Source organism: Romboutsia sp. 1001713B170131_170501_G6, from assembly GCF_015668195.1.
Lineage (GTDB): Bacteria > Bacillota > Clostridia > Peptostreptococcales > Peptostreptococcaceae > Romboutsia_C.
This window is the reverse complement of the sequence record NZ_JADPFC010000003.1, coordinates 53,413-74,943: the sequence shown is the minus strand read 5'-3', so window position 1 is coordinate 74,943 and position 21,531 is coordinate 53,413. Positions and strand designations below refer to the sequence as shown.

Sequence of the window (21,531 nt, the reverse complement as noted above, 5' to 3'; positions counted from 1 at the left end):
ATTTATATATCTTTAATATAATTAAAATATATAAATTAATGTAAATAAGTGGGAGTGATATTTATGAAATATGTTGAGATAAGTGGCTTATATAAACGTTTTGGGGATGTAAATGCTATAGAAAATTTAAATTTATCTATAGAAAAAGGAGATATATTTGGCTTGCTTGGACCAAATGGAGCAGGAAAAAGCACTACAATAAATATACTTTGCCAACTACTAGAAAAAGATAGGGGAAGTATAAAAATATGTAATGAAGAGTTAAGAAGAAATGATGCTAATATAAGGGGAAAGCTTGGGATAGTTCCTCAAGACTTAGCTATATTTGAAGATATGACAGCACTAGAAAATACAATGTTTTTTGGTAGCCTATATGGGCTAAGAGGAAAAGATTTAAAGGAAAAAGCATTAAAAGCTTTGGAATTTGTAGGATTAGAAGACACTAAAAAGTTAAGCAAGACTTTTTCAGGAGGAATGAAAAGAAGATTAAACATTGCTTGTGGAATAGTACACAACCCAGAGTTATTGATATTAGATGAACCAACTGTTGGAATAGATCCACAATCCAGAAATCATATAATGAAATCTATAAAAATTTTAAATAAAAACGGATGTACAATAATATATACAACACATTATATGGAAGAGGTAGAAGCTATTTGTAACAATATAGCAATAATTGATAAAGGGGAGGTCATAGCAAGTGGAAGTAAGGAAAGCTTAAAAGCAATTATTACAGATAAAAACAAGTTTGAAGTAATAGTTAACGATATCACAGAAATAAATGAAAAAGATTTAATGGATATAAAAGGAATAGATAGTGTTGAATTTAAAGACAATAAAATTATTGTAAGTATAGATAGAGAAATCAATGGTTTAAATGAGTTCATACTTTATATAAGTAGTAAGTCAATTAAAATTTTAGATATAAAAAGTAAGGCATTGACACTTGAAGATGTGTTCTTAAATCTTACAGGAAGAAAGCTTAGAGATTAAGGAGGGGATATAATGAGTATAATACTATCTGCAATAAAAAGAAGTTTAAGGGATAAGAATACAATCGTCGGTAATATACTTTTAGTTATAATGCTTCCTTATATATTTTCTTTAATATTTGACTATGATGGAGGAAAGGAAAGCCTTGATATAAATATAGTAGGAAACAAAAATAGTGAAATAAACAAATCATATGTAAAGTCTTTAGAAGAATTTGATAAAGAAAATGAGATGATAAGCTTAGATTATAAAATTTATACAAAAGAAGAATTTTATGAAAATAAAAATAGTGAAGAAGTGAATAAAAGTAATTTAACTGTAATTATAGATGAAAAAAATAGGCATATAAAGTTTGAAGGAAGCAAAAAACTTAGTATGGGTGAAGAAGTTATAGAAGGAATTACAAAAGAATTTTTTAATTCAATGTTTCTATACGAATCAGTGGCCAAAGAAGGTGAAGTACCTAGTATAAGTAATAATTTAGTAAAGGTATCAGAATACAAAAGTGAAGGAATCAAAAGCTTAATAACAGAAGATATAGATTATGGTAAATACTTCAGTGTAGTCATGCTTCAGATGGCAATTCTTGCAGTAAGTGCTTGTTCTTTCAAAAATACTTTCTATATAAAAGAGAATATAGGAAATCGAGTAAAGTCATCCCCAGTGAAAATGTCGAAACTTATGTCACTAGAGTTAATAGGATCTTTTATAGTAATTTTTGCTCAAGGAATTATAATGCTACTTGCAATAGCTATTTTATATGGTGTAAATATTACTAAACAAAATTTATTAGGAATAATAGCTTTGATAAGTGTACTTAGTATGCTTTCTGTTTGTATAGGGCTATTTGCATCATCTATATGTAAGAAAAGAAGTATTGGAGAAAATGTCTGCTCTATAATTGTAACTGTTATGGCTTTAGCTTCAGGCGAACTTATGCCGCACATGGAGCAATTTGCAAAAGATATTCCAATATTAAAGTTAAATCCATTTGTATGGATCAGTAAAGAATTTAATTCATTGGTAACTTTAAATTATAGTGAAAATTTATATACTGCATTAGGTGTTGGAATTATAGCATCTATTGTGTTAATGGCTATATCAATATTAATTTTAAGTAGAAAAGTGGTGAAATAATATGAAAAATATAATGACTATATTAAAGCACAATTTAAAAAGTACTATGAAAGGGTGGTTTTGGTTAGTATTAATATTTCCAATAGCTATTAATATACTTGTTAGCGTGTTGGTTGATAAAGAAGACTCATCTTTAGAAGATTCAAATAATAGTTTTAATGTAGGTGTATATGCAAAAGACAATAGTGAAATAGTAGATAAATTACTGCCTTTAGATAAGGTAGGAAGTTTATTTGTTGTAAGCAGTGAAAAAGAGCTTAAGGAAACTTTAGATAAAGGAGATATATCTGTTGGAGTCATAATAAATAGTAAAGATATATATAAAGATATAAAAACTAATAAAGAAGGAACAATAGAAGTCATTTCTCAAAGTAATTCAGGAAATAAAGAGTATATACTTAGTGTTATAAATACTGGAATTATGCAAATTCAGTCTTTTGGAGATAACAAAGATGAATACCTAAAATTATATAAACAATATGAAAAGAATAGCTATAAATTTACTTATGAAAATAGTAATTTATCGTATGCTTTCCCATATATAATTATGTTTGGTTTATTTGAAATGGCATTTTTAATTATAGGAGGAAGATGTATAGTACCTTTATTAAAAGAAAGAGAGCTTAAAATAGACAGGAGAATTTTAATGTCTAAGATAAGTAAGATAGAATATACATTAGGACACATATTAGGATGCTTTGTATTATTGTTGTTTCAAGGTGCAACTTTAGTAGCTACTTTTTACATACTAAATCCACAGTTTGATATTAACTTAATATGGATGATGCTACTAGCGTTTGTATTATCCTTTGTAGTGATAGCAGTAGCTTTAGTAGTTTTAAGTATATCTAGCAATTCAACAATGTATTATACACTACTTTCTGTAATAATAACTCCAATGTGCTTATTAAGTGGTGGATTTATTCCTACAGAATTTATGCCAGAATCAGTTCAACATCTTTCACTAATTTCACCATTAACTTGGATAAATTCAGCATTTAAAAAGATTATTATGGAGGGGAGTTATTTAGGTATAGGGCTAGATTTATTAGCAGCAGTATCAATATCTTTAGTATTAATTATGCTATATTTAGTATTAGAGGATAAAAGGAAAAATAAATTAACTTGTTAGATAATATAATTAAGAATAGAGAAGTTTTTATTTATATTAATTTAATATTAGATACCACTTTTTCATAAATAAACTTAAGCTAATGTCTAAGAGAGTTTATAATTGATAGGTGGTTTTTATTTTTGTAATAAAATATAATAAAAGATAGTTTTACTTAAAATAAATATAGAACTAAAGAGGAGACAAGGTGATTAATAACATAAATAGTAATTCATATAGCAACTTATCTAAGGCAGCACTAACAAATAGGAATAATCAAGCTAAGACAATGCAAGATAAGTCAGCAATAAAAATAGATTTAGAGATAGTATCAAAAGAACAACTTGCTAAGCTAAATAAATCTCAAAAAGAAGAAGTAGCAAATTTGTTAAAGAGAATTCAGGGAGAAATAGCAAAGGCAGAAATAATAGCAGTAAAAATAATTAAAGGAGAGACATTAAATTTTGAAGAAAAAAAGTTTATAAAAGAAAAATATCCAGATTTAAAGCAAGTAGCAGAAGAATCTTCAAAAGAAGTAAGCGAATTAAAGCATGAAATAAAAAATTTAAAAAGTGAAGAACAAAAACAACAAGTAATATCAAAAGCAATAAATAATATAAAACTAATGAACAAAAAAGGAATACTTTCTGAAGTACAAACTAGAATTAAAATGTCAGGAATAGAAGAAGTTGAAAAGTTCATAAAGAATATTCAAAAAGAACTTAAAAAGGCAGAAATAATAGCAGTAAAAATAGTTAAAGAAGAGACATTAAATTCTGAAGAAAAAAAGTTTATAAAAGAAAAATATCCAGATTTAAAGCAAGTAGCAGAAGAATCTTCAAAAGAAGTAAGCGAATTAAAGCATGAAATAAAAAATTTAAAAAGTGAAGAACAAAAACAACAAGTAATATCAAAAGCAATAAATAATATAAAACTAATGAATAAAAAAGGAATACTTTCTGAGATACAAACTAGAATTAAAATGTCAGGAATAGAAGAAGTTGAAAAGTTCATGAAGAATATTCAAAAAGAACTTAAAAAGGCAGAAATAATAGCAGTAAAAATGATTAAAAGTGAGAAATTAACTCGTGAAGAAAAAAATCTTATAAATGAAAAGTATCCAGAGTTAAGACATGAAGTAGAAAAATATATAAAGAAAAGTAATAGCTTAAAGGAAGAATTAAAGTTATGTAAAAATAAAGAAGAAAGGCAACAAATCGTATCAAAAGAAATTAAGAATATAGAAAACATGAGTAGTAAAGATATTATTTCAGAAAGTGAATTAAAAATAAATATGGCAGCAATAGAAGAAGCTGTCATATTTATAAAAGATAGTAAATTAGAGATAAATAAAGAAGAAAGAGAAAATAATAAAGGTAAGTTATTAAAATTTTTTATAAATCCATATTTCTATGTGGGCACAGTTTCAGACAATCTATCAAGTATATTTATTATCATAGTAATAATAACAACTATATATCTGTTCTTATAAAGATGACATTAATATTAAATAAGAGTATTTATAGTGTTACAAGAGTTTAGTTACAATAGATGATTAATAATCCTATAGATTTATACATAAAAGACGTATATAGAATATATAGACATCAAAATAGTTAGTAGAGAAAATTGGAGGATTATAATGGGACTTTCAGAAAATACAAGTCAAACGAAAATACTTTTAGAGTCTGGCACTAATGAACTTGAGATTATGGAGTTTACAATTTCAGGTGAAGTATTTGGTATAAATGTAGCAAAAGTACGAGAAATTTTAATGGCTCAAGAAGTAAAGAAAATGCCAAATTCACATGATGTTGTAGAAGGTGTATTTAAGCCAAGAGATGAGATTATCACAGTTATAGATCTTGGAAAATATCTAAATCTTCCTAAACCAAAAGATGCAGGACATGATATATTTATCGTTACTCATTTTAATAAGTTAAACTTTGCATTCCGTGTAAATTCAGTAGTTGGTATTGATAGAGTTTCTTGGGGAGATATAAAAAAACCAGATAGAGTTATATATGGTGGAGATGAAGGTGCAGCAACAGGTATTGCAGAATACAAGGATAGACTTATAACTATATTAGATTTTGAAAAAATAATTGCAGAAATTAGTCCAGAATCAAGTATTCAATTTGAAGCTATAGAAAAATTAGGTGATCGTAAATGCAATGATAAAACTATTTTAATTGTAGAAGATTCAATGTTACTTTCAAAACTTATAATCGAGTGTTTACACAAAGCAGGTTATAAAAACACAGTTAAGGCAGATAATGGACAAGAAGCATGGGATTATTTATTAGAAGTAAAAACTTGTGGTGATCCAATTGAAAATCATGTTTCTTGTATAGTATCAGATATTGAAATGCCTCTAATGGATGGACATAGATTAACAAAACTTGTTAAAGAAGATAGTGTTTTAAAAGATATTCCACTAATACTATTTTCATCATTAATAAGCGAAGAAATACGTGTTAAAGGTCAGGCACTTGGAGCGGATGAACAGATAACTAAGCCAGAAATAGTTAATCTTGTTAGTATTATAGATAGATTAACAGAAAAATAATAAGGAAAAGTTAAATAGGATTAAGTAAAATACATTTTAAATATATTAAATATAAGAAAATATTATCATAAGCGTATGGTAATATTTTTTTATTTATTTTAAAATATATAAAAATTTTATAAAATAAAAATATATTGACTATAAAAAATTAGATGATATAATAATTATATAATTCAAGTGATAATAATTATTAATAACAAAAAATAATGATAATAATTACATAAATAACAACACGGAGGAATGACATGAAAAGATTAAAATCATTAGTAGTATTAGGTTTAACAATAGCTACTCTTGGAATTGTTACTGGTTGTTCGGGAAACAGTAACAATGAAGAAAGTAATACAAAGGAAGAAACAAGAGTAGTACAATCGGTAAAAGGAGAGGTAGAAATACCAGCAGATCCTAAAAGAATAGTTGATATATCTGGAAGTAGTGAAGAGTTAGTTTTACTAGGACATACTCCAGTAGCTACGGCAAATGTAGATTCATATAAAACAGATAAAGTTCCATCATACGTAGAGGATAAGTTAGGAAAGGCAAAAGTAGTTGGTCACTCAATGATGGACACAATGGATATAGAAGCAATATTAGAATCTAATCCGGATTTAATAATAATGGCTCCAAGACAAGAAAAGATATATGATCAATTAAAAGAAATAGCTCCAGTAGTTATGTTAAAAGATGAAGCAAATGATTGGGAAGCTAAACTTAAAGATGTAGCTAATTTATTTGGTCAAGAAAAAGAAGCTCAAAAATGGTTAGATAACTATTATGCAAAAGCCAAAAAATTAGGTGAAGAAATAAAGAAAGCTAATGGGGATAAAACATACTTAACAGTATTAGCTAGTCAAGGTCAATTTATGGTATTTACTGAAGGTGGTATAGGGACAGTATTAAAAGATGATATGGGATTACCTCAACCTGCTAATATGCCTAAGCAAGATGGAATAACTTTACCAACTGTTACTATGGAAGGTTTAACTGAAATAGATGCAGATCATATAATAGTTATAGCTACAGATTCAGATAAGGCCGATTTAGAAAAAAGCACAGTATGGCCAGAGATAAGAGCTGTAAAAGAAGGTAATGTAACAATACTTGACGCAAGTCCATACTTCAGTCAAGCATACAATCCAATAGGAAGAGAATTATTATTACAATCAATCAAAGATGAAGTTGTAAAATAATATAAGTATATAGAGTAGGTGGTAAAAGGATATAACTTTTGTCACCTACTATTTAATTTATAGATAATTAATTTCAATTAAAAAGTAATTACAATTAAATTTTATGGGTATATTTAAAAAAGTATTTCAGTTAAATTTAATTTAAGGAGGAGTTATGAAGAAATTAAGCAAGAAAACTTTAGCTTATTCATTTATGCTTATAGGAATAATATTGCTTATAGCTGGAATAGTTATATCTATTTCACTAGGAGCAAAAGATATAGATTTTCAAACAATAATACAAAGCTTATTTACAAATAGTAATGATGTAAGTATTAAGATAGTTAGGGATGTTAGGATACCAAGAGCCATTTGCGCTGCTCTTGTTGGAGGTTTTTTAGCAGTAGCAGGAGCTATAATGCAAGGTATAACTAGAAATCCTATTGCAGAACCATCTGTAATGGGTATAACACAAGGAGCTACGTTTATGATAGCAGTGGCTTTCGTATTACAAAGGGTATATAAAAATTTAGTTATAGATAGTTTTGGATTAATGATATTTGCCTTTTTAGGAGCTAGTATAAGTGGACTTTTAGTTTATTTTATAAGCTCAAGGTCTGCGAGGAAAGTAGACCCAGTAAAGCTTGCCCTTGCAGGAACTGCATTAGGTACTTTACTTATATCATTAGCTATGGGAATAGCGATGTATTTTAACTTATCTCAACAATTAAGCTTTTGGATTTCTGGAGGATTAGTTAGTGCTAAGTGGGAAGGTGTTAAACTATTATCTATAGTAGGAGGAGCTGCATTTATAGGAGCTATATTTATGGCACCTAAGATAACTATTTTAAGTTTAGGAGAAGAAGTTGCCATCGGATTAGGGCAAAGAACAAATGCAGTTAGGTTTGTGAGTTTAATAATAGTAATACTTTTAACTGGAGCATCTGTTTCTGTAGCTGGAAATATAGTATTTGTAGGATTGATAGTTCCTCAAATTGCCAAAGGAGTAGTAGGAGCAGATTATAAATATATAATACCTAGCTCAATGATATTAGGTTCGGTTTTACTTGTATACAGTGATATTATGGCTAGAATGATTAATCCCCCTTATGAGACACCAATAGGTTCTTTAACAGCATTATTAGGAGTTCCTATGTTTATATACCTTGTTAGAAAGGATAAAAAATAGATTATGAATATGAGTAAAAATAAAAAATTTATTATGATTATAGGTATTTTAATGGTACTAATATTTGCTACATTTTTAGTTAGTTTAAATATGGGATCACTATCTATCAAACCATTAGATGTTATAAAAACTTTAGTAGGACAAGGGTCTAAAAGTCATGAAATTGCTATATTTAAGCTAAGATTACCTAGAATTGTAATTGGAATTCTAGTTGGAACAGCTTTGGCAATAGCAGGTACTATTTTACAAGGTGTTACCAAGAATGATTTAGCAGACTCAGGAATACTAGGAATAAACTCAGGAGCTGCATTATTCGTTGTTATATACATTTATATTATGAATGGAAATGTATACGATGGTATAAGTAATATGACGATATTTACAATGCCAATAGTTGCCTTATCAGGAGCTATATTTGGGGCATTTTTAATTTATATACTTGCATGGAAAAATGGAATAAATTCATCTAGGTTATTATTAATAGGTATAGGTATAAATGTAGCATTTACATCACTACTTACAATATTCCAATTAAGATTTACAACACAAGAATTTAATAGAGTAATGGCGTGGACTTCAGGAAGTATATGGGGAGCAAGCTGGAAATATGTATTAGCAGTTTTACCTTTTATACTAATATTTACTTTGCTAACTATATACAAATCTAGATATTTAGATGTACTAAATTTAGGAGATGAAGTGTCAACAGGATTAGGTATAGAGGTTGAAAAAGAGAGAAGAAAATTAATAATATATGCAGTAATACTAGCAGGTGTAGCGACTTCTGTAGCAGGAAGTATAGGTTTTTTAGGATTAGTTGCACCGCATATAGCTAGAAAACTAGTAGGACCTAAGCATAAAAAATTGATTCCTACAGCTGCACTTGTAGGAAGTTTAATTTTATTAGTGTCTGATACTATAGCTAGAAATTTAATAGCACCTATGGAAATTCCTGTAGGAATAGTAGTGGCAATAATAGGGGTTCCATACTTTATTTATCTGATGTTATCAGAATAAATAAAGTCATTTAAAAAGCAAAAGAATTAACCAAAAGGAGATAAAAATGAACTGTATAAATACTAAAGATTTAAATATTTCATATGGAAATTTAGATATAGTAAAAGATTTAAATTTAGATATACCAAAAGGAAAAATAACTACAATAATAGGGTCTAATGGATGTGGAAAATCAACTATATTAAAAACTATAGCTAGAATTATACAACCTAAAAGTGGTGATATATATATAAATGACAAAAATATAAAGGAGCAAAGTCCAAAAGAATTAGCAAAAACTATGGCAGTTCTTCCACAAAGTCCTCAGGCTCCAAGTGGCCTTACAGTAGAGGAGTTAATAGCTTATGGAAGATTTCCTCACCAAAAGGGATTTGGTAAATTAAAAAAAGAAGACAATGATATAGTTACATGGGCATTAAAATCAACTGGAATAGAGGAATTTAGAGATAGACCTATGGAAGCTTTATCTGGAGGTCAAAGACAAAGAGCTTGGATTGCTATGGCACTAGCTCAACAAACAGATATACTTATACTTGATGAACCCACAACATATTTAGACTTAGCTCACCAATTAGAAGTATTAAAGTTATTAGAAGATTTAAATAGAAAACAAGGAACAACTATTGTTATGGTAATACATGAACTTAACAATGCAGCTAGATTTGCAGATCATATGATAGGTGTCAAAAAAGGAAAAATAGCATGTCAAGGTAGTGCATATGAGGTTATGACAAAAGAAAATCTTAAAGAGTTATTTAATATAGATGCTGAGATTGTTGAAGATCCTAGAACTCAAAAACCAGTATGTATAACTTATGATATGGTGGTATAGGAGTAATTTATGGAAAGTCAACAAGCTTTAAAAGAAGATAAAATAGGAAGGTTATTACTTAAGTATTCAGTACCTGCTATATTAGCAATGATGGTAACATCTTTATATAATACAGTGGATAGGGCTTTTATAGGATCTATTAAGGATGTAGGAGCACTAGCTATATCTGGACTTGGAGTTACAATGCCTTTATTTACAATATTAGGAGCATTTTGTGTAGGAATTGCTATTGGAGGAAGTACAAATATATCTATAAAGCTTGGTGAAGGCAATAAAGATGAAGCTGAAAGAATATTAGGAAATACATTTGCTTTAGAAATAGTTGTTGCTATATTAATAATGATAGTGGGAGCACTCTTTTTAGATGACATACTTTATACATTTGGAGCAAGTGTTGATACCATTAAATATGCAAGAGATTATATGAGTGTAATATTCTTTGGTGCGTGGTTTAATTTACCAGGGTTTGCACTTAATAGTGCTATAAGAGCAGAAGGAAGACCTAAGCTAGCTGCCACAATGATGATAATAAGTTGTATTCTTAATCTAATATTAGATCCTATATTTATATTTGGATTTGATATGGGAATAAAAGGTGCAGCTATAGGAACTATAATGTGTCAGATGTTAGTATTTATATGGTCTACATATTATTTTACACTGGGAAAATCAAATATTAAGCTAAAAATAAAAAATATTAGATTAGAAAAAAGACTTTTAAAAGCTATTATATTAATAGCATTAACCCCATTTTTTATGGAACTAGCATCAGGCTCTATACATTTAGTAACAAATAGAGTACTAAAAGCATATGGTGGAGATTTAGCAATAGGTGCTATGACAACCATAACATCTATATACTTGATATTTTTAATGCCTGTATTTGGATTAAGCCAAGGAATGCAAACTATAATTGCATATAATTATGGGGCTAAGCAATATGACCGTACTAAAAAAACATTGTTAATAGCTATGTCAGCGGGAACAATAATATTAACTTTTGGGTTTATACTTATTAGATTATTTCCAGAGTTATTAATTAGTATATTTACAAATGATAGTGAGCTTACTAATTTAGCTATGAATGGAATAAATATATATACATTTGCATTACCAACAATAGGTATTTCTATTTTAGGAGCAGTGTATTTCCAGTCAATAGGTAGTGCAAAGATATCTATGTTTTTAAGTTTATTAAGACAAGTTATAATATTGATACCTGTTATACTTGTAGTACCTAGAATATACGGATTAAATGGAGTATGGGCATCACAATCAATATCAGATGTAATTGCTATGATTATAGTAGGTATATTTTTATTAAGAGAGTTTAAAAAAATAAAATAAATTTAAAAGAAAACACCCATATCAATATTTGATAGGGTGTTTTTTTACAATCTACTATAAAATAATAGTTACAAAAAAGTGCCTAATTGATAATATCAATTAAGTTTGTTATATTAAATATATAAATATAATGAAAGGATTCTAAGTATTAAATATACTTAGAAATAGACATAAGGTTATGACTGATAAATTAACTTACAAAATACAAAATTTACTTCTTACAAATGAATATACAGATATAAAAGTAAGCAATAAAGTAAACGGTGAAGAAATGAATATAAAAGAGGCTAATATAAAATTTAGATATGAGCCTAAAGAGGATAAAGGATACTTAAGCTTTGGAGAATGTAAAAATACTACTGTATGTGAAGTAGAAGATAGTGCTATAGATGAGGTAGTAGTATATGATGATTCTTTACGTATAGAAACAAAGGAAAAGACATACTACTGTTATAAAGATAGCGATAAGATGTATTTTTAATAATATAAAGTTAAGTTAGATAATAAGTAAAATTCAATTTGAAAATATTAAAAATAAAAGAAGATATTATCATAAGGCTATGGTAGTATCTTCTTTTATTTTTACTTTGAATTAAAAAGTTCTAAAATTTAACTCTCAAAATAATAACTATGGACAATTTAAATTATGTTTTAGCAAAAGAAAATTTATATAATTGTATCATTGTTTTAAACTTAAATAATTTACAAATAAAATATTATATAATATAATAAAATAATCAAGCTAATAATTAAAATGTGCTTATAAATTAAGATTATATGCTGGATAAGAAGTGAGCTTTAAGCTTGCGACTTATCCAGCTTTTTATATCATAAATAAGTTATTAAAATAAGGAGGAAAGATAATATGAGTATTTTTGTGAAAGAAAAATCTTTTTATAAAGATGTACTAAAAATTAGTATACCGATAGCCATGCAAGGACTTATAAATGTTGGTGTAAGTATGACAGATACTATGATGTTAGGCTCTTTTGGAGAGATAACACTATCAGCAGCATCTTTAGCAAATCAATTTTGTTTTATATTTTTAATTATTAACTTTGGGCTAGGTGGAGGAGCAGGTGTATTATCTGGTCAATTTTGGGGGAAGAAGGATATAAATTCTATTAACAAAGTATTATCAATATTGATAAGAGCTAGTATAGTTTTTGCTATAATTTTCTTAAGTTTATCACAGTTTATACCAGATAAAATAATGTCTATATATACTAGTGAATTACCTGTGTCAAATCAAGGAGTAATGTACCTTAAGATAATATCATTATCCTTTATATTCCAAGGAATATCTACTACAGTAAATATTTTATTTAGAACAGTAGGATCAGTTAAAGTTGCTTTATTTGCATCTTTAACATCTTTTGGATTTAATATTTTTCTAAATTGGGTTTTAATATTTGGTAAATTAGGGGCACCAGAACTTGGAATACAAGGAGCAGCAATAGCTACTCTTATAGCTAGAATTATAGAATTTACAGTAATAGTTACTTACTTATTTAAGATAGATAAAAAACTTAACTTCAAATTAAAGTATTTACTTACTTTAGATAAAGAGCTACTTAAAAGTTATATAAAAATAGGTGGACCTGTTTTAGTAAGTGATCTTATACTTGCTCTTGGTCTTAACATGGTATCTGTAATAATGGGTAGAATGGGTTCAGACATGGTGGCAGCTAACAGTATATCTGCTGTTGTCCTACAGTTTACTAATGTATTTTTAATGGGTGTATCTAATGCAAGTGGAGTTATTACAGGAAATACTATAGGTAAAGGAGATTATGAATCAGCATATAAAAGAGCTGTTACGTTCTTGGCTATGGCTATTATATTAGGGTCATGCTCTGGAATAGTTATATTTAGCCTTAAATACATTGTAATAGATTTTTATAATATATCAGATTATACTAAATCTATTGCCTATCAATTAATGAACTCAACGTCAGTTTTAGTAGTATTTATGTCTGTCGCAACACTTCTTACAAAAGGAGTACTTAGAGCTGGTGGAGATACTAAGTTTTTAATGATTGCAGATGTATTATTTTTATGGATTATATCTATTCCACTAGGATATGTAGCTGGGATTGTTTTAGAATTACCTCCAGGAATTGTTCTTATTGTATTAAAATCAGATGAGATTTTAAAGGGAATTTGGTGTGTGTTTAGATTATTTAGCAAAAAGTGGATTAGAGATATTGATTATAAAGAAAAAGATAATAAAGATCTAAAGGCTTGTATTAGCAATTAATATATATAAAGATACTACAATAAATTATGTAGTATCTTTTTATATAAAGGATTATAGGGGATTTAGTCGAATATATTATCTACTAACACTAAGTCAAAGGGGATGACAAGTAAAGTAATGAATAGAGTTGATGAAAGAGATACAATGTTTGCTAGATCAAACTATGAAAAGGGGAGTGAGGCTTATGTAGATTACTACTCAAGAAATCCTGAAAAAAAGGATATAGATGATAGTATAAGAACTAGACCTTATTTATGTAGTGAGGAAAGTATGACTTACAATCCAACAAATTCACCAATGGCTTTGTCTGCATTTGAATTTTTATCAGACATAAAGCACTTATGTGAAAACAAACCTAAACCAGAAAAGGTAAAAGTAAATAAAAAAATAATAACTAAGAAAATAAAGGGATTTGCAAAACAGTATGGAGCTAAATTAGTAGGGATAACAGAATTAAAAGACTATCATTATTACACTCATAGAGGAAGACATGAAGAAAATTATGGTGAAGAAATAACTAATCATCACAAATATGGAATAGTATTTGCAGTAGAGATGGATAAAGATATGATAAATAGAGGACCTATGATAGCAGAAGTTATAGAAACTAGTAAGTGCTATGTAGATGCATCTATAGTTGGGATGGTACTTAGTTATTACATAAGAAATCTAGGATATGAAGCTAGAAATCATATGGACTCAAATTATTTACTAATGCCAGTTAGAGTGGCAAAAGATGCTGGACTTGGACAAATAGGAAGAAATACTATTTTAACTACTAAAGAGTATGGCTCAAGAATAAGGCTTGGAGTGGTAACTACAGACTTAGAGCTAGATGTAGATGATCCAATAGATTTTGGGTTAGATGACTTCTGTAAATTGTGCAACAAGTGTGCACACTTTTGTCCTTCGCAATCTTTATCCAATAAACCAGATAAAGATTCGTGGGTAATAGAGCAAGAAACTTGTTACATAAAATGGTTGTATATGGGGACAGATTGTGGGATGTGCATATCAGTATGTCCATTTGCACAAGAGCTAAAAACTATAAAAGAAGTAGACACTTTTAAAAATAATCAAGAACTTATAAAAAAGGCTCTTGATGAATATAAAGAAAAGTTTGGCAAGAGACCTTTTGTACCAGGTAATCCTGATTGGTTAAGATAAATATATTGAACTAAAATAAGCTGTAGGTAAAGTTGTGTTAAAATAAATTTACCTACAGCTTTTATAAAGTTATTTAATCATCAAAATCCTTATACAAAGAGTACCCATTACAATCTATAAAATAAATTTTCTCTATATCTTTTATATAAATTTTATTTATGTCATCTGTATAAGAAAAGCTAACTCCAATACCACAGTTAGAGCTTAACTTTCTGGGAACTGGAGAAGATTCGTTTGCTATACCACTTTTAGTTAGAAATCTAGAGAATTTAATAGCACCAGAGTGAGTAAAAAATGTAGCAAAGTAATTCATACTATTTATCACATCCTACAATAAATTCATCATCAATTTCTTTTATGTAAACTTTATAACCAGTGTTTTCCATATATCTTTTTATATTTTGACAAGCAGCATTGTTATCTACTAAAACCTCTATACCTTGAGGATTTTCTTCTAAGCATTTCTTAGCCATAAGTACAGGTTGAGGACAAGAATATCCTCTAGCATCTATTTTTTTAGCCAATACTAACATCTCCTTTTGATTTATTTTTTATATCTTTATCAGCCTTGCAACTGTAATATGAAATGATTCCAAGTATAAAAAAGCACACAATCACAGCTATTTGACCATTAGATGTAGGTCCTTTTGGAGAAGATGCTAATTGGAAGTTATGACAAAAAGCCGCTCCAATAAGCATACCAAATATAGTTATTACAGAATCAATATTTCCCTCACCAGATAAAATTAATTGTCTCATAGGGCAACCACCCAATAATACAGAACCCCATCCTGCTACTACCATACCTAAAAAATTCCATAAACCATCTGTATGGGCTACTGGCTGATCGGTAAATCCAGGAGTGAAGAATCCAAAAGCTAAATTCCCTATAAAAGCAGCTACTAGCATAGCTAAAAATCCTAATAACAAATAACAATCTTTAAATAATATTAAATCTCTAAATCCACCAACCATACACAATCTAGTTTTTTGACATATAACTCCAACGGCTAGCCCTATTGCTAAAGCTATAAAAGCTGGAGCATGCTGAGAACCAGGACCTTCTTTTGAGAATAACAATAAAGCAGAAGATGATATTAGCATAATGAATAATACAATATTTATAGCTGGAAATAAAAAGCCTTCTAATTTAGTTTGTTTGTAACTTCTCTTAAGAGAGAATCCTTTTTGTAGGCAAACTATACCAATAAGTATACCTACTATAAAACCACCTATACCAAATAAAGCATTTAAATCTCCACCTGCAAGTCTAAGCACCATTCTAGTAGGGCAACCTAAGAACATTAATGCTCCTATCATTACTATAAATCCTAGACAAAATCTTATAAATGGAGAAGAGCCACCACGAGACTTAAATTCACGACTACCAAGTGCTAAAATAAAAGAACCTAGCACCATTCCTATAATCTCAGGTCTTACATATTGAACTATTTCAGCTTTGTGAAGACCTAATGAACCTGCAATATCCCTTATAAAGCAAGCTACACATATTCCCATATTCCTTGGATTTCCACAAAGTACGGATAAAACAGATATAATTCCAATTATAGCTCCACCGATAATGATGTTTCTTTTTTCCTTCATCAAAAATACCCCCATATGAAATTGTTAAATACAAAATACTTTTCCACGCAAAGTATAGCACAGCCATTTTGTAGATAATTAGGTAAAAATGTAGTATAGAAAAATTCTAAAATACTCATGTAAATGATAGATAAAAACAATATAGAAGTAATAAAAATGAATGATATATTAAACTTAAGATATATTTAATTAGGGGGAAAAAATGAATAAGATATATTGTGATAATGGAGCAACATCATATCCAAAGGCACCATTAATGGGTGAAATTATGTTAAATTATATAAATAATGTAGGTTGTAATGTAAATAGAGGTGCATATTCATCATCCTATGAAGCAGAAAATGTTCTATATGAAACTAGAGAGTTAATATGTGAATTATTCAATTTTGATAAACCTGAAAATGTTGTTTTCACACCAAATATTACAACTAGCTTAAATATAGTAATTAAAGGCTTACTAAAAAAAGGTGACAATGTAATAGTTTCTTCTATGGAACACAATGCAGTTATGAGACCTTTGAATTCTTTAAGCGACATAACAATTACAAAAGTTAAGTGTAACTCTTTAGGTGAAATAAAACTAAACGATATAGAAAAATCAATTAGAGAAAATACAAAAGCTATAATTATAAATCATGCATCAAATGTATGTGGAACAGTTATGCCTATAAAAGAAATAGGTAATCTATGCAAAAGATTCAATAAGGTATTTATATTAGATAGTGCTCAAACTAGCGGAGTATTAAACATAGATATGAAAGAAAATAATATAGATATACTATGTTTTACAGGTCATAAAGGACTTCTAGGGCCACAAGGTATAGGTGGATTTTTAATAAATAATGAACTAGTTAAACATATAGATTCTTTAATACAAGGAGGAACGGGAAGTTTATCAGAAGAGGAAGTACAACCAAACTACATGCCAGATAAATATGAAAGTGGAACTTTAAATATACCAGCGATATTTGGACTTAATAGAGCTTTAAAATATATAAAAGAGGTAGATATTAGTAATATACATAAAAAAGAAATACTATTAACTAAAAGATTTATAGATGGAATAAAAGAAATAGATAAAAGTTTGTTAGTGGGAAAGATAGACACTAAAAATAGAACTTCAGTAGTTTCTCTTGATTTTAAAGAGATTGATAATGGGATAGTGTGTCATATGTTAGATAAAAATTATGGTATATCAACTAGAAGTGGGCTTCATTGTGCACCTTCCGCTCATAAAACATTAGGAACTTTTCCTAATGGTACAGTTAGATTTAGTTTTGGATATTTTAACACAGAAAAAGAAATAGATTATATTATTGATTGTATAAAAAATATATGGATGGATAGATAATTTATGTTTTATAGTATTATTTAATAAAATGGATAATTGTTTTAAAATCAATTTATATTTAAAGATCTAAATAAGAGGAATATATGAAAAAATGACATAATAGTTTTAAAAAAGAGTGGGTTAAAAACAGAACCAGCTTTTGATAAACAACTAGGATTAAAAAATAATCCATATGAAAGTTTACTAGAATTAGAAAAATACTCTGATGATGGTTTAATAAATTTAAAACAATATTAGTATAGAGAAATATAAAGAGGTTATTATGCTTATTTTTAGCATAGTAACTTTTTTACGATTAAGGAAATTATGATACTTAAAAAACTGTGGATAACTATTGAAGTTTAAGTAATAACTATCAGTTTGCAGAGCGTAAAAAAGACATTTTGAAGTGCTTCGCCGACACGTCGCTAAAGCAACGGACGAAGTCGTTGACGACATGAAGTGTAGCGCCCACGCAGTAGCTTGAGCGAAGCGAATTTTTTATTATATAAATATTATATAAAGTATTGTATAGTAGATTATGAAATAACATATGCAAATTAACAAATGAGGTGTTTATATGAAAAATATTTTTTATTATGAAACAAAGCTTGGAAAGATAGGAATTGCTGAAGATGGGAAAGGAATAACAGATCTTTATCTAGCAGAGAAGCTATCATTAGAAGATATGAATATTGAAGAAACACCATTAATTAAAGAAACAGCAAAGCAACTTCAGGAGTATTTATTAGGACACAGAATAGAATTTGATGTACCTCTTTCTCTTAAAGGCACAGAATTTCAAAAGCGAGTATGGAATGAACTTAAAGATGTACCATATGGTAAAACATATAGTTACAAAGAACTAGCTCAAAAAATAGGTAAGCCAACAGCAGCTAGGGCAGTGGGAATGGCAAATAATAAAAATCCTATATTAATAATAATTCCATGCCATAGGGTTATAGGTGCTGATGGAAGTTTAGTTGGCTATGCTGCAGGCCTAGATATAAAAAAACAATTATTAGATATGGAAAAGAATAATTAAATAAAGATATATTAACAGTATATGGAGAAGGGATATATGAACGAAAGAATTAGAGATGAACTTTTGAAACTATCAGAAGAGAAGTATAGAGAATTTTCTTCAAGGTTAATACCAGGAGTTGATAATATATTAGGTGTTAGACTTTTACATTTAAGGAAAATCGCAAAGAAGATAGCTAAAAAAGATTGGAGAAAATATCTAAAAAATGCTAATGATACACATTTTGAAGAGGTTATGCTACAAGGTATGGTAATAGGTTATGTCAATGATAGTAATATAGAAGAAATACTAGTATATATAAAAAACTTTATTCCTAAAATAAATAATTGGTCTGTATGTGATAGTTTTTCTAGTGGGCTTAAAATAGCTAATAAAAATAAAGAAATAGTATGGGAATTTCTAAAAAAATATTTATCCTCAGAAGAGGAATATGAGGTAAGATTTGCAGTAGTAATGTTACTTAATTACTATATTGATGAAGAATATATTAGAAAAGTGCTTAAAGAATTAGACAAAGTAAATCATAATGGATACTATGTAAAAATGGCTGTGGCATGGGCAGTATCAGTATGTTATGTAAAGTTTGAAGATATAACATTAGAATATTTAAATAATAATAATCTTGATGATTTTACTTACAATAAATCTCTTCAGAAAATATGTGAGTCTCTAAAGGTTGACAAAGAAAGAAAATTCTTAATAAAATCTATGAAGAGATAGTAAAAAATGGGCTAATTTGTTTTAATATAGCCCATTTTTTAGCTTATATTATTTCCAAGATATTTGTGCTTCTTTTCTTGGCGTTGTTCTTTGATATTTTACATCTGGATATCCTATAACCATACAAGTTACAATTTTTTGATTTTCATTTAGGCCTAAGAAGTCCATAATTTTTTTATTTCCTTCAGCAGATCTTGTAAAGAATCCACTAAAGAAAGTTCCAAGGCCTAGAGCATTAGTCATAAGTTCCATATTAGAGGAAGCTAAACTAGCATCTACAGGATTATCAGAAACTACAAGTATTACAGCAGGAGCATTAAAGAATAAATTATCCCTACCAGTAGGGTTTGCTTTAAATTCTTCATACATTCTTACCCACATTTGGGCATATAACTTTAAATTCATTGTTTCAGGTGTTAAGTTAGCAAGCATGTATTTACCCATATCACTTAATCTTTCTAAAGACATTTCTTTTAATATTTCTATACCATCTTTAACTACAATATAAGATACATCTTGTGCATTTCTTGCTGTTTGAGTAAATCTCCCTGCTTCTATAATTTTAGAAAGTTTTTCTATTTCTACATCCTGATTTTTAAAGTGCCTTACACTTCTTCTAAACTTGATAAAGTTTAATAAATTATCTGCATCTATAGAAAATTCTTCTTTATTATAATCTTTAACTTCATCCATATTATAATCATCAGTTGATACTGCATTTTTAGGACATATTGCCACGCAGTGACCGCATTTAAAACAAGCTACATTTTTAATATGAGCTTTTTTATCGATAAGTTCAATATCTTTAACCATGCAATCTTTAACACATAGAGAACATCCTATACAAAGATCCTTATCTACTTTCATCATAACCAACACTCCCTTTAATTTATATAATATCTTTCAAATTTAATTTATATCTCTTAATTACTTTGGTATACTAATAAATAAAATTCATAAGAAAATACAAATATATTTATTAAGAATAATAGTGATTATAGCACTGTTATAACTACTATGTCTAATTTAAAATATTCATAAACATATAACTTTTAGTTATAGATTTAATAAGTTATAAAAAGGAGGATAAGATGAATCTACAACAACTGGAGTATTTTAAGACAGTAGCTGAGACTGAAAATTTTACTAAAGCTTCAAAGTTATTATTAGTTACTCAACCAGCATTAAGTAAATCAATAGCAAAGTTAGAAGAAGAACTAAAAGTTCCTTTATTTGAAAAGAGTGGTAGAAATGTCAAACTAACTAGGTTTGGAAAAATATTTTTGGTTCATGCGGAGAGAGCATTAGTAGAGATTGAAAAAGGGATAAAGGAGTTAGATGAAATGGTTAGTGATACTACAGGGACAGTTTCTATTTCCTCTACATCTAGAGTTGGAGCTTATTTTATGAATTTTATAATAAGCGATTTCTTAAATGATAACCCTAATGCAAAGTTTCAATTTAACCAACAGTCTGTAACTGAAATAATAGAAGACTTAAAAAAGGGAAAAATTGATATAGGTTTCTATGATAATCATACAGAACCTATTTGGGATGCTAATATAGAATCTATACCAATAAAAAAGCAAGAATATGTCTTAATAGTTCCAAAGAATCATAAACTAGCCAATAGAAAAGAGGTATCTTTAAAGGAATTAGAAAATGAATCTTTTATAGCATTTTGTGAAGGTAGTAAAGATAGGATTCTTTCTTGTACTGATGCTTTAGGGTATACCCCTAAAATATCAATTCAGCCAAAAGGAGCTAATATAGGAAGTGTAATAGAAGGATTAGTATCTGCTGGAGCAGGGATTTCAGTAGTTCCCGATTCACCAACTATCAATATAAATACACTATCTAAAATAAATATTAAAGAAACTATTAAGGAAAGAATAATATATATGAGTTATTTAAAAAATTCATATATACCTCCAATAGCAAAGTTATTTAGAGATTATATATTAGAATATGTTGATAGAAATTATATAACTTCATCATAAAAAATGTAACTCCTAAGTTAAAGGAGTTACATTTTTT

General features: G+C 28.1%; 22 protein-coding genes. 18 read left to right on the top strand and 4 right to left on the bottom strand.

Features of this window, described 5'->3' with window-relative positions; translation table 11 throughout:
- The first annotated feature begins 63 nt into the window (after positions 1-63).
- The 13 genes from I4U89_RS09095 (at position 64) to I4U89_RS09035 (ending at position 14,794) form a co-directional block, all read left to right on the top strand.
- Positions 64-996 (top strand): ABC transporter ATP-binding protein, encoded by a 933-nt coding sequence (locus I4U89_RS09095; RefSeq protein WP_195940069.1) that lies wholly within the window; start codon positions 64-66, stop codon positions 994-996.
- A gap of 12 nt (positions 997-1,008) precedes the next feature.
- The gene (locus I4U89_RS09090) at positions 1,009-2,133 is read left to right on the top strand and encodes an ABC transporter permease (protein WP_195940068.1); all 1,125 of its coding nucleotides are present in this window, start codon (positions 1,009-1,011) and stop codon (positions 2,131-2,133) included.
- 1 nt (position 2,134) lies between these two features.
- Positions 2,135-3,265, top strand: coding sequence for an ABC transporter permease (locus I4U89_RS09085; RefSeq protein WP_195940067.1), 1,131 nt, complete (start codon positions 2,135-2,137; stop codon positions 3,263-3,265).
- 187 nt (positions 3,266-3,452) lie between these two features.
- On the top strand, positions 3,453-4,736 hold the full coding sequence (locus tag I4U89_RS09080; RefSeq protein WP_195940066.1) for a hypothetical protein: 1,284 nt from the start codon (positions 3,453-3,455) through the stop codon (positions 4,734-4,736).
- Between the two features lie 150 nt (positions 4,737-4,886).
- Entirely contained in the window at positions 4,887-5,813 is a 927-nt protein-coding gene (locus tag I4U89_RS09075) for a chemotaxis protein (protein WP_195940065.1), read from the top strand.
- A 245-nt stretch (positions 5,814-6,058) separates the two neighbouring features.
- Positions 6,059-7,003 carry an iron-hydroxamate ABC transporter substrate-binding protein gene (locus tag I4U89_RS09070; protein WP_195940064.1) on the top strand — a complete coding sequence of 315 codons (945 nt, stop codon included), beginning with the start codon at positions 6,059-6,061 and terminating at the stop codon, positions 7,001-7,003.
- A gap of 154 nt (positions 7,004-7,157) precedes the next feature.
- Complete coding sequence (locus tag I4U89_RS09065; protein WP_195940063.1) at positions 7,158-8,171, top strand: FecCD family ABC transporter permease; 1,014 nt, start codon at positions 7,158-7,160, stop codon at positions 8,169-8,171.
- A 3-nt stretch (positions 8,172-8,174) separates the two neighbouring features.
- On the top strand, positions 8,175-9,188 hold the full coding sequence (locus I4U89_RS09060) for a FecCD family ABC transporter permease (protein WP_195940062.1): 1,014 nt from the start codon (positions 8,175-8,177) through the stop codon (positions 9,186-9,188).
- 46 nt (positions 9,189-9,234) lie between these two features.
- A complete protein-coding gene (locus I4U89_RS09055) occupies positions 9,235-10,020 on the top strand; it encodes an ABC transporter ATP-binding protein (RefSeq protein ID WP_195940061.1) in 786 nt (261 codons plus the stop codon).
- Between the two features lie 9 nt (positions 10,021-10,029).
- The gene (locus I4U89_RS09050; RefSeq protein ID WP_195940060.1) at positions 10,030-11,367 is read left to right on the top strand and encodes an MATE family efflux transporter; all 1,338 of its coding nucleotides are present in this window, start codon (positions 10,030-10,032) and stop codon (positions 11,365-11,367) included.
- A gap of 178 nt (positions 11,368-11,545) precedes the next feature.
- Positions 11,546-11,848: a hypothetical protein gene (locus tag I4U89_RS09045; RefSeq protein ID WP_195940059.1), complete on the top strand. Its 303-nt coding sequence runs from the start codon at positions 11,546-11,548 to the stop codon at positions 11,846-11,848.
- Between the two features lie 384 nt (positions 11,849-12,232).
- On the top strand, positions 12,233-13,627 hold the full coding sequence (locus tag I4U89_RS09040; RefSeq protein ID WP_195940058.1) for an MATE family efflux transporter: 1,395 nt from the start codon (positions 12,233-12,235) through the stop codon (positions 13,625-13,627).
- Positions 13,628-13,729: 102 nt separating this feature from the next.
- Positions 13,730-14,794 (top strand): 4Fe-4S dicluster domain-containing protein, encoded by a 1,065-nt coding sequence (locus I4U89_RS09035; protein ID WP_243279188.1) that lies wholly within the window; start codon positions 13,730-13,732, stop codon positions 14,792-14,794.
- Between the two features lie 73 nt (positions 14,795-14,867).
- Here the strand turns inward: I4U89_RS09035 and I4U89_RS09030 are convergent, their stop codons facing one another.
- Genes I4U89_RS09030 through yedE form a run of 3 tightly spaced genes read right to left on the bottom strand, consistent with a single transcriptional unit; the run spans position 14,868 to position 16,399 of the window.
- On the bottom strand, positions 14,868-15,107 hold the full coding sequence (locus I4U89_RS09030) for a DUF3343 domain-containing protein (protein ID WP_195940057.1): 240 nt from the start codon (positions 15,105-15,107) through the stop codon (positions 14,868-14,870).
- Between the two features lies 1 nt (position 15,108).
- Entirely contained in the window at positions 15,109-15,327 is a 219-nt protein-coding gene (locus tag I4U89_RS09025; RefSeq protein ID WP_195940056.1) for a sulfurtransferase TusA family protein, read from the bottom strand.
- Positions 15,311-16,399 (bottom strand): YedE family putative selenium transporter, encoded by a 1,089-nt coding sequence (yedE, locus tag I4U89_RS09020; RefSeq protein ID WP_195940055.1) that lies wholly within the window; start codon positions 16,397-16,399, stop codon positions 15,311-15,313. The genes I4U89_RS09025 and yedE overlap by 17 nt, the downstream gene beginning before the upstream one ends.
- A gap of 202 nt (positions 16,400-16,601) precedes the next feature.
- Here yedE and I4U89_RS09015 point away from each other — a divergent pair, with 202 nt between their 5' ends.
- The 4 genes from I4U89_RS09015 (at position 16,602) to I4U89_RS09000 (ending at position 19,494) form a co-directional block, all read left to right on the top strand.
- Positions 16,602-17,750, top strand: a complete 1,149-nt coding sequence (locus tag I4U89_RS09015) for an aminotransferase class V-fold PLP-dependent enzyme (RefSeq protein WP_195940054.1) — start codon at positions 16,602-16,604, stop codon at positions 17,748-17,750.
- A gap of 96 nt (positions 17,751-17,846) precedes the next feature.
- A complete protein-coding gene (locus I4U89_RS16035; protein ID WP_195940251.1) occupies positions 17,847-17,987 on the top strand; it encodes a DUF4269 domain-containing protein in 141 nt (46 codons plus the stop codon).
- A gap of 322 nt (positions 17,988-18,309) precedes the next feature.
- Positions 18,310-18,774: a methylated-DNA--[protein]-cysteine S-methyltransferase gene (locus tag I4U89_RS09005; protein ID WP_195940053.1), complete on the top strand. Its 465-nt coding sequence runs from the start codon at positions 18,310-18,312 to the stop codon at positions 18,772-18,774.
- A gap of 36 nt (positions 18,775-18,810) precedes the next feature.
- On the top strand, positions 18,811-19,494 hold the full coding sequence (locus I4U89_RS09000; protein ID WP_195940052.1) for a DNA alkylation repair protein: 684 nt from the start codon (positions 18,811-18,813) through the stop codon (positions 19,492-19,494).
- A gap of 48 nt (positions 19,495-19,542) precedes the next feature.
- Here I4U89_RS09000 and I4U89_RS08995 read toward each other — a convergent pair whose 3' ends face one another.
- Positions 19,543-20,364, bottom strand: a complete 822-nt coding sequence (locus tag I4U89_RS08995; protein ID WP_195940051.1) for a nitroreductase family protein — start codon at positions 20,362-20,364, stop codon at positions 19,543-19,545.
- Positions 20,365-20,585: 221 nt separating this feature from the next.
- Between I4U89_RS08995 and I4U89_RS08990 the strand changes: the two genes are divergently transcribed.
- Complete coding sequence (locus I4U89_RS08990) at positions 20,586-21,494, top strand: LysR family transcriptional regulator (RefSeq protein ID WP_195940050.1); 909 nt, start codon at positions 20,586-20,588, stop codon at positions 21,492-21,494.
- Positions 21,495-21,531 lie beyond the last annotated feature (37 nt).

Bases quoted from the DNA above. Each gene is read 5' to 3' on its own strand.
- I4U89_RS09075 (WP_195940065.1), top strand. From the start codon at position 4,887: ATGGGACTTTCAGAAAATACAAGTCAAACGAAAATACTTTTAGAGTCT.
- I4U89_RS09040 (WP_195940058.1), top strand. From the start codon at position 12,233: ATGAGTATTTTTGTGAAAGAAAAATCTTTTTATAAAGATGTACTAAAA.
- I4U89_RS09015 (WP_195940054.1), top strand. From the start codon at position 16,602: ATGAATAAGATATATTGTGATAATGGAGCAACATCATATCCAAAGGCA.
- I4U89_RS09045 (WP_195940059.1), top strand. From the start codon at position 11,546: ATGACTGATAAATTAACTTACAAAATACAAAATTTACTTCTTACAAAT.
- I4U89_RS09085 (WP_195940067.1), top strand. From the start codon at position 2,135: ATGAAAAATATAATGACTATATTAAAGCACAATTTAAAAAGTACTATG.
- I4U89_RS09095 (WP_195940069.1), top strand. From the start codon at position 64: ATGAAATATGTTGAGATAAGTGGCTTATATAAACGTTTTGGGGATGTA.
- I4U89_RS09065 (WP_195940063.1), top strand. From the start codon at position 7,158: ATGAAGAAATTAAGCAAGAAAACTTTAGCTTATTCATTTATGCTTATA.
- I4U89_RS09025 (WP_195940056.1), bottom strand. From the start codon at position 15,327: ATGTTAGTATTGGCTAAAAAAATAGATGCTAGAGGATATTCTTGTCCT.
- I4U89_RS09070 (WP_195940064.1), top strand. From the start codon at position 6,059: ATGAAAAGATTAAAATCATTAGTAGTATTAGGTTTAACAATAGCTACT.
- I4U89_RS09030 (WP_195940057.1), bottom strand. From the start codon at position 15,107: ATGAATTACTTTGCTACATTTTTTACTCACTCTGGTGCTATTAAATTC.
- I4U89_RS08990 (WP_195940050.1), top strand. From the start codon at position 20,586: ATGAATCTACAACAACTGGAGTATTTTAAGACAGTAGCTGAGACTGAA.
- yedE (WP_195940055.1), bottom strand. From the start codon at position 16,399: ATGAAGGAAAAAAGAAACATCATTATCGGTGGAGCTATAATTGGAATT.
- I4U89_RS09050 (WP_195940060.1), top strand. From the start codon at position 10,030: ATGGAAAGTCAACAAGCTTTAAAAGAAGATAAAATAGGAAGGTTATTA.
- I4U89_RS09035 (WP_243279188.1), top strand. From the start codon at position 13,730: ATGACAAGTAAAGTAATGAATAGAGTTGATGAAAGAGATACAATGTTT.
- I4U89_RS09060 (WP_195940062.1), top strand. From the start codon at position 8,175: ATGAATATGAGTAAAAATAAAAAATTTATTATGATTATAGGTATTTTA.
- I4U89_RS08995 (WP_195940051.1), bottom strand. From the start codon at position 20,364: ATGATGAAAGTAGATAAGGATCTTTGTATAGGATGTTCTCTATGTGTT.
- I4U89_RS09055 (WP_195940061.1), top strand. From the start codon at position 9,235: ATGAACTGTATAAATACTAAAGATTTAAATATTTCATATGGAAATTTA.
- I4U89_RS09090 (WP_195940068.1), top strand. From the start codon at position 1,009: ATGAGTATAATACTATCTGCAATAAAAAGAAGTTTAAGGGATAAGAAT.
- I4U89_RS09000 (WP_195940052.1), top strand. From the start codon at position 18,811: ATGAACGAAAGAATTAGAGATGAACTTTTGAAACTATCAGAAGAGAAG.
- I4U89_RS09005 (WP_195940053.1), top strand. From the start codon at position 18,310: ATGAAAAATATTTTTTATTATGAAACAAAGCTTGGAAAGATAGGAATT.